General features: G+C 66.5%; 7 protein-coding genes. 1 reads left to right on the forward strand and 6 read right to left on the reverse strand.

The genetic code is table 11. The annotated features are described in order from the left end of the window. Positions 1-309: 309 nt before the first annotated feature. The 3 genes from C2L80_RS12415 to nrfD are packed head-to-tail and all read right to left on the reverse strand — an operon-like array spanning position 310 to position 2597. Positions 310-705 (reverse strand): GntR family transcriptional regulator, encoded by a 396-nt coding sequence (locus tag C2L80_RS12415; protein WP_103263307.1) that lies wholly within the window; start codon positions 703-705, stop codon positions 310-312. Next, positions 702-1679, reverse strand: a complete 978-nt coding sequence (locus C2L80_RS12420) for a slipin family protein (protein ID WP_103263308.1) — start codon at positions 1677-1679, stop codon at positions 702-704. The genes C2L80_RS12415 and C2L80_RS12420 overlap by 4 nt, the downstream gene beginning before the upstream one ends. A 15-nt stretch (positions 1680-1694) precedes the next feature. Further along, the gene (gene nrfD, locus C2L80_RS12425) at positions 1695-2597 is read right to left on the reverse strand and encodes an NrfD/PsrC family molybdoenzyme membrane anchor subunit (protein ID WP_103263309.1); all 903 of its coding nucleotides are present in this window, start codon (positions 2595-2597) and stop codon (positions 1695-1697) included. Between the two features lie 222 nt (positions 2598-2819). Between nrfD and C2L80_RS12430 the strand changes: the two genes are divergently transcribed. Next, entirely contained in the window at positions 2820-4229 is a 1410-nt protein-coding gene (locus tag C2L80_RS12430; RefSeq protein WP_103263310.1) for an RNA-binding domain-containing protein, read from the forward strand. Here C2L80_RS12430 and C2L80_RS12435 read toward each other — a convergent pair. The 3 genes from C2L80_RS12435 to C2L80_RS12445 all read right to left on the reverse strand — a co-directional run bounded on the left by C2L80_RS12435 (position 4226) and on the right by C2L80_RS12445 (position 6862). Further along, complete coding sequence (locus C2L80_RS12435) at positions 4226-4762, reverse strand: NYN domain-containing protein (RefSeq protein WP_103263311.1); 537 nt, start codon at positions 4760-4762, stop codon at positions 4226-4228. The genes C2L80_RS12430 and C2L80_RS12435 overlap by 4 nt on opposite strands. A gap of 172 nt (positions 4763-4934) precedes the next feature. Further along, positions 4935-5681: a 23S rRNA (guanosine(2251)-2'-O)-methyltransferase RlmB gene (rlmB, locus tag C2L80_RS12440; RefSeq protein WP_103263312.1), complete on the reverse strand. Its 747-nt coding sequence runs from the start codon at positions 5679-5681 to the stop codon at positions 4935-4937. Positions 5682-5845: 164 nt separating this feature from the next. Further along, positions 5846-6862: a trimeric intracellular cation channel family protein gene (locus tag C2L80_RS12445; protein ID WP_239938992.1), complete on the reverse strand. Its 1017-nt coding sequence runs from the start codon at positions 6860-6862 to the stop codon at positions 5846-5848. Between the last annotated feature and the right edge of the window lie 770 nt (positions 6863-7632).

Genomic DNA, 7632 nt, shown 5'->3' on the forward strand with positions numbered 1-7632 from the left:
GTACCGGGAGGGGAGGCTGAAGGCGTTCGACGAGGGAGGGCGCAAGGTGTACGATACGATAGCCGGCCGCAGGAGGCGGCTGGGGCTGGCCGCCTAGGCCGTCCGGAAAAACGTCCGCACCCCCGATTCGGTAAACTATCGAAAAATTACTCTGATTTCATTACCGAAACCATCGAAACGTAGCAAGCACGAAGATTCTCGCAGTCACCGGAACGCGATTGGGGCCTCCCGCCCGTCCGCGCGTGCGACGCGCGCTCCCTGCCCCGCACGGCCTTGCGCCACGCATGCGACCCATTCCCCGATGCGGCCCTACCCCAGCGCGCGATGGGCGAGGCGGGCCTCCACGAGCGCGACGATGTCGTCGTCGGCCATGCCGGCGTGCGAGCAGGTGCGGATGAGGTCGTCTGCCAAAAGCTCGATGGCGTTGTCGGTGGCGCGCGCGGCGCCGACCTCGCGGCGCTCGACCACGAACGTGCCTCGTCCCTTGCGCGTGACGATGTAGCCTTCGCGCTCGAGGTCCATGTAGGCGCGGTTCACGGTGTTGTAGCTGATGTCCAGGCTCACGGCCAGTGCGCGCACGGTGGGCAGCTGGTCGCCCGGAGCGTACTCCCCCGCCCCGATGAGGTAGGCGATACGGTTCTTCACCTGGATCCAGACGGGCAGGCCGCTGGCGTAGTCGATCTCGAAGGAGGCTAGCTGGTTCATGGCGTCTTTCTCTCAGGAGTGCGGTTATCGTTCATCATACCACTATCCGCGAATCCGTCGGACAGCGCGCTCGGCACGGTGACCACAGTGCCCTTCGATTTCTTCACGGCATCGTACTGCATGAGCATCGTGCGCAGCTTGAGCGCCGCGTCCGGATCGCCGTAGACGCGCGCGGCCTCGGCCAACATCTCGGCCAGCTCGACCTCCACGCCGGCCACGGTCATGCGGGCGTTCTTCTCGCGGTCGGCCTGGGCCTCGAGCGACATCGCCTCTTGCAGCTCGTCGGGTATGCGTATGTCGCGCACCTTCACGGATATGACGTCGACGCCCCAGCCGGCGGCCTCCTTCTCGATGTCCTCCTTGATCTCCACGTCCAACTGGTCGCGGCGCAGCGCCACCTCGGCCACGGTCGAGCGGCCCACGGCCTCGCGCAGCGCCGTCTGCGCGAGAAACGACACGGCCGCATAGTAGTCCTCCACCTCGGTGCACGCCTTCTCGGCATCCCACACCACCCAGAACAGCACCGCGTCCACCGTGACGGGCACGAGGTCGGCCGTGAGCGTCTTCTCGGCGAAAAACGGCGTGGCGATGACGCGCTGGTCCACGCGGATGGTGCCGTGCTCGATGATGGGGACGGTGAGGTACAGCCCCGGCCCCACGACGCGGTTCAGGTTGCCGAAGCGCAGCACCACCACCTTCTCCCATGACAGCGCGATGTGCACGGACGACACCGCGAGCAGCGCTACGATCAGCATGAGGGCCACCGTCTCCACGCCGATGCGGCCGGTGAGCGCCACGCCCGCCCCCAGCACAACGGCGCACGACAGCGCGAACACGGCCAGGTTGAAGATGAGCGCCCCGTTGCGCGACGACTTGCGCGGCACGTAGGAGGTGGCGGCGAGCATTTCGGCGTCCTTGTCGCGCATGTCGTACGGCGCGTCCTTCATGATGCGCTCTTTCGATCGTCGTGCCATGTGCGCCGTCCTTTCCTATCCCATCGAGAGCCCGAACAGGGCGCCCGGAACCTGCGTCACATCGTACAATCCCGCCTGCACGAGGCAGAACCGCAGCGCGCAGCCGCCCGCCAGCACGAAGCCGGCGATCCAAAGCAGCTGCGAATGGTGGTTATTGTGCGTGAGCAAGCGCTCCATGGCGAAGGGAACCGCCTGCCCCGCCGCCACGACGCCGCCCCAGAACGCAGGCGCGAGCCCGCCCGAGACGAGGGCCTCTGCCGCGGGACGCGTCCCCTCGCCCGCAAGGCCCCACCCCACATAGGCCGCAAGGCATGCCGCCTCGAGCACGATGAGCGCGCCGTCGATGCGCGCGAGCAGGGCGATCAGCCGCCCGTTCGGACGGCGCGTCTCCACGAACGCCGCCGCCAGGAGCACGACCGCCACCCCGCACGACAGCGACGAGAGCGCGAATGTGGCAGGGAGAAGCGGTGTGCGCCAGAAGAGCACCGACGCAAGCCCCTGGAGGAGCACGCCGGTGTAGGTGACGGTGACAAGGCCCGCAACGAGCGTCGCAGCCGAAAGCGCGAGGCGAACCGCGCGAGACGCGCGCACGTTGTCGAGCAGGGAGAACGCCGAGAACGTCGCCGCGCACGCCGTCGCTGCGGCAAGCGCGTACGCCCCCGCCGAAAGCGGCGTGGGACGCGGCGAGGACAACAGCACGAACAGCCGGTCGGGACGGCCAAGGTCGGCGGCGATGCACACGATGCCCGTGACCAGCGCCACCGTGCAGACAGGCCAGGCGCGGGCGAACAGGTCGTCGGGGAACTCCATACGCCCTGGCGCGACAACGCGCGCGACCTCGAGCGCAGAGAGCACCGCGCACGCGCCGCCTCCCGCGCCTCCCAGAAACAGGTACCCTATGACGAGCAGATCGAACATGCGCCCCCGCTTTGCCACCGCCCCGCGCGCGAACGCGCGAGCGCGAAACCATCCCCATTGTCGCAATGTAGCAAATCATTGGACATTATAGCACCGCGCCAGGAAAACGCGAACGGGTAACGGCTGCTCCAAATCGCGCCAAATCGCGCCAAATCGCGCCAAATCGCGCCAAATCGCGCCAATAAGAATGTATAATAGAGGACACGCGCAGGAAGGGAGGCCATGGACACCACGGAGCTGACGAGCCACCTCTCATTGGGCGAGACGCCCTCCATCGAGTTCAAGCGGTGCGGAAACGCGCCGGGTGCCGACACGTTCGAAACCATCTGTTCGTTCGCGAACGGATTCGGCGGCAGCATCTTCCTCGGCGTCGAAGACGACGGGGGCGTGGTCGGCATTCCGCACGAAAAGGCGGCCGCCATCAAGCGCAACATTGTCAACGTCGTCAACAACGCCAACGTGTTCGAACCTCCCGTCATCTTGGAGTTCGAGGACATCGATTTCGAAGGGGCGAACATCATCCGGATATGGGTGCCTTCAAGTCCCTCGATCCATAGCTATAAGAAAAAGGTGTACGAGCGCATTGAGGATGCCGACATCGTGGTCAGAACCGAGTCGCAGCTAACCGAGCTGTGCCTCCGAAAGCAAGGCGTCTACACCGAGCAGCGCGTGCTCCCTTACGTCGAAGCCTCCGATCTTCGCCTGGACATGCTGCCGGCCATCCGCGCGATGGCCTTGGGAAAGCGACGCGACCACCCTTGGCAGAAGATGACCGACGAGGAGCTTCTGCGGTCGGCGGGGCTGCTCGGCAAGAACTACGCGACAAACGAGCGAGGCTTCAACCTGGCCGCCGTGTTGCTTCTGGGAAAGACCGACGTCATTCGCTCTCTCTGTCCGGCGTACAAGACAGACGCGCTGCTGCAGATCGACGACAAGGATCGATACGACGATCGCATCACCGTCCGCGAAAACCTCATCGAAGCCTACGATCTCCTCTTTGACTTCTGCGCGAAGCATCTGCCCGACCGGTTCCACCTGGAAGGCACTGTAGCCGTCAGCCCCCGCGACATCATCGTTCGCGAAGTGGTCTCCAACACCCTCGTCCACCGCGAGTTCTCAAGCCCTCTTCCCGCCAGACTCGTCATCGACGGCAACGACTTGCGAGCCGAGAACGCAAGCCGTGCGATATTCAGAGGGCCCATCGTGCTGTCCGAGTTCAACCCCGTGCCGAAAAACCCGCTGATCGCCTCGTTCTTCAACCAGATAGGCCTTGCCGAAGAGCTGGGGTCGGGCACCCGTAACCTGCACAAGTACGCCCCCATCTACGCCGGAGGAGCGCCGGCGCTCGAAGAGGGCAGCGTGTTCAGAACGACGGTGCCCATCAGAAAAAGGGAGTTGCCCGAAACGCGCCCGACGCAACTCGCCGATGTCGCCGCGCTGACGATGGAGATCGTTGCGGAAAAGGGATGGGTGGGTGTCTCGGATCTCGAATCGAGGGGGATCGCAAGAAGGACGGCTCAAAGAGGGCTTGCCGAGCTCGTCGAGCAGGGAAGCCTGCATCCGGAAGGAAAAGGGCGTTCGAGAAAATACGTGGAAAAGCCAACCGACGCTCGCCCGCCGGCGCGCTCCTAGCGGCCGTCGCGCAGGGCCTTGAGCTTGGCCAGCGTCTCGGGGTCGATGCGGCTGGCCACGGTGCGCTTCTCGGCCACCTTCGGCGTCTCGTCGAGGCGGGCCTCCTCGTCGTAGCTGGCCATCTCGCGGCTGAAACCGTCGGCGCTCATGCGGTCCACCCCGCCGCCGAACACCGTGTCCTGGATGGTGGCGTCGCTCGTGACCACAAGCGTCTCCACCTGACGCTCGCGCGCGTCGTGCGCGAGCTTCTCGATCACCTTGTCGGCCGACTGGCCCGCCGGGGAGAACACGATGCGCACGCCTCCGACGCACGCGGCCTCGCCGGTGGAGAACTCGTTTCGCGCGCCGTCGAACACGATGACGGCGCGCCACTCGCGGCCCGCGTAGCTCGCCACGTCGTTCACCAGCATTTCGCGCGCGGCGTTGAAGGTGTCGTCGGTGTAGTCCTCCTCGGGCGCGACGCGGTAGCGGCTGCCCGAGCGCAGCACGTTGTACCCGTCAACGAGGAGGAGCTTCTTGCGCTGCCTTGCCATGGTCGCTCGCCTCACCGACCCGAGGGAACCGACGCGAAGCGCCAGGATGCGAACCGTCGCGTCTCGCGCCCAAACGCATGTCGCGCATGCCGCCCATCGAAAGGACGGCGCGACGGCGCGCCGCGATGCCCCGCAGCGCCAACACGCGCCGCCGCTCGGCCGGACGGCCGGCCTACCTGTTCTGACGCAGCCATTCGTACATGCAGGCAGTGGCGGCCTGAGCGACGTTGAGCGAGGCGACCTCGCCTTCGACGGGCAGCTTCGCCAGAAGGTCGCAGTGCTCCATGACCAAGCGCGACAGACCCTCCTGCTCGTTGCCCATGACGAGCGCGATCTTGCCCTTGAGGTTCACGTCCCAGATGACGTCGCTCGCATGCTCGGTGGCCCCGGCGATCCAGAAGCCCTCCTCCTTGAGGCGCATCATCGTCTGCACGAGGTTCGACACCTGCGCCACGGGAAGGTGCGTGATCGCGCCCGCCGAGCTTTTGTAGGTGGACGCCTCCACGCGGGCGCTGCGCTTGTTGGGGATGACGAGGCCGCACGCGCCCACCGTCTCGGCGCTGCGGGCGATGGCCCCGAAGTTGCCGGCGTCGGTGATGTGGTCGAGGATGACGACGAGCGCGCGCCCGTCGCGTTCGGCGGTGAGGCGGGCGGCGGCGTCCACGATCTCGCCGATGCCCACGTAGCCGAACGGCTTGGCCTGCGCGAGCACGCCCTGGTGGCTTCCCCGCTCGGAGCGCTCGTCGAGCGTGCGGCGCGGCACCAGCTTCACGGGCACGTCGGCCCGCTTCGCCTTGCGCAGGATGTCCTCCACCAGGCCGTCTTTCTTCACGTAGTCGCCCAGAAGCAAGCACTTCATGGGCACGCCGGTGCGCAGCGCCTCGACGACGGGGCGCTTGCCCTCGATGATGTCAGCCATATCCGATCCTTCTTCCCCTCCTGCGTGAACCCGGGCAGGGCGTCGCACGGCACGTTCGTTGTCGCAGACATTATGGCAGACGCCGCAGCGGGCCGTGCACGCGACGGCGAGTTTCCAGCGTTTCGCCACGTGCCGGAAAGGGCGCGCGCCCTTGAGACGGTCCGTCAGTCGCGGGAACTATCCCTGCAGGAGGCAGAGTCCACGTCTGCGTCTCCATCGTCCCGGACGACCTCCTCGCGGACGCGATCGCCGCATGCGCGCGAGGCATCGGGAGAACCAGCGCCAGAACGGGCGGCGGCGCCATCGGCGCGCGAACAGGCATCAAAGCCTTCACTCTCGAGGGCAGCATCGGCGCGATCACGCGCGCGGCCCTCTCCCCGCGCCCGCCCGCTCGTCGCATGCCGCCTGAGCAGCCGCGGCAAGCGCCTTTGACGCGCCGTCGCGTCGCCGCCGTGCAAGAACACGCCCTCCGCGACGCGAAGGACCTTGCCCACGCCGCGCGCCACGTGCGGCGTAAGGTCGGCCTCGCTCGCCGTCTTCCAATCGAAGTACACGCTCCAGTAGCGCAAAAACGTGACCGCGAACACGCACGCCACGCCCGCGATGGGCAGCGGGCAGCCCGCATAGGCCAGCGCCACGAACGCAAACGAGCCGCCGAGGCCGGCCACCGCGTAGAAGTTCGACTGCTGGAAGATGCCGGGCGTCTCGCCCACGCAGATGTCGCGGATCGCGCCGCCGCCCACCGCGGTGATGCCGCCGAGGATCACCGACAGCACGAAGCCCTCGCCGCACGCGAACGCCTTGCTGGCCCCCGCGAGCGCGAACAGCCCCACCGACAGCGCGTCGGCGAAGAACACCGTGGCGTCCAGATGCCGGAACAGACCGCGGAAGTAGAACACGAACACGCAGATGGCGATGCAGATGACGATGAGATCGGGGTGCGAGGTGAAGTACACGCCGCGATCCTGCAGCAGCATGTCGCGGATGATGCCGCCTCCATAGCCCGTGAGCAGCCCGAGCACCACCGTGCCGATGATGTCGAGCTTGCGGTCGCACGCGAACAGCGCGCCGGTAAGCGCGCCCACGACCACCGAGAAGTAATCGATGCTCCACGGTACGGAGAGCGCTTGGCCCTGCACGTCATGCGCGAACAGCGCGTCGATGAGCCCCGTTACGTCCATGCGACCCTTTCCATCTCGCCGTCCGGTCTTCTTGCGCCCGACTTTCTCGGCAGCGCGGCAGCCCCGTCGTCCGGCCCTTCCGCCGCCCAGCCGTCCCGACGGCGCGACGCCCGACCGACCGCCGTCGCCCGGCTTCGCCTTCCGCGCCCCGCTCGGCCGCATCTCCTGGCCCCGTACGCGCTCCGGCTCCGCGCGCCCCGGCCCTACACACGCTCCGGCGCTCTGCGCGCGCTCCAACTCTCTGCGCGCGCTTCGGCTTCGCGCGCTCCGGCTCTGCGTGCGATGCGCAAGCCAAAGCCGAGCGCACCCCTCGCCATCTGCGCTCTTTGCGCGCCCGCATCCTCGCTTTGCGCGAACGGCATGCCGATTATAGCAGGAGCGAAACCTTCCCAACCCGATACGATGCGAAACGCCGAAAACGCCGTACGCCGAAAGGGCTTCGGCCGATTTGCAAGACGATCCGAACGCACAGGCGAGGAGCGAGAGAAAGGGGACAAAAAGGTCGCCGCAAACCCCCGCATCGGCGCACGCGCACTTTGAGACGCCATGCAAGTTCCGTAACAGTAATGATTTTTCAACTTTTCTATGATATTTTACCGTAAGAGCTAAAATAAGCCGTTTAGCGAATCGAAAACCAGCGATACGGGGGTGCGGACGTTTTTCCGGACGGCCTAGGCGGCCAGCCCCAGCCGCCTCCTGCGGCCGGCTATCGTATCGTACACCTTGCGCCCTCCCTCGTCGAACGCCTTCAGCCTCCCCTCCCGGTACCA

It is taken from the genome of Rubneribacter badeniensis (assembly GCF_002899695.1).
GTDB lineage: Bacteria > Actinomycetota > Coriobacteriia > Coriobacteriales > Eggerthellaceae > Rubneribacter > Rubneribacter badeniensis.

Coding starts and splice junctions, on each gene's coding strand:
- C2L80_RS12415 (WP_103263307.1), bottom strand. CDS start 705: ATGAACCAGCTAGCCTCCTTCGAGATCGACTACGCCAGCGGCCTGCCC.
- C2L80_RS12420 (WP_103263308.1), bottom strand. CDS start 1,679: ATGGCACGACGATCGAAAGAGCGCATCATGAAGGACGCGCCGTACGAC.
- nrfD (WP_103263309.1), bottom strand. CDS start 2,597: ATGTTCGATCTGCTCGTCATAGGGTACCTGTTTCTGGGAGGCGCGGGA.
- C2L80_RS12430 (WP_103263310.1), top strand. CDS start 2,820: ATGGACACCACGGAGCTGACGAGCCACCTCTCATTGGGCGAGACGCCC.
- C2L80_RS12435 (WP_103263311.1), bottom strand. CDS start 4,762: ATGGCAAGGCAGCGCAAGAAGCTCCTCCTCGTTGACGGGTACAACGTG.
- rlmB (WP_103263312.1), bottom strand. CDS start 5,681: ATGGCTGACATCATCGAGGGCAAGCGCCCCGTCGTCGAGGCGCTGCGC.
- C2L80_RS12445 (WP_239938992.1), bottom strand. CDS start 6,862: ATGGACGTAACGGGGCTCATCGACGCGCTGTTCGCGCATGACGTGCAG.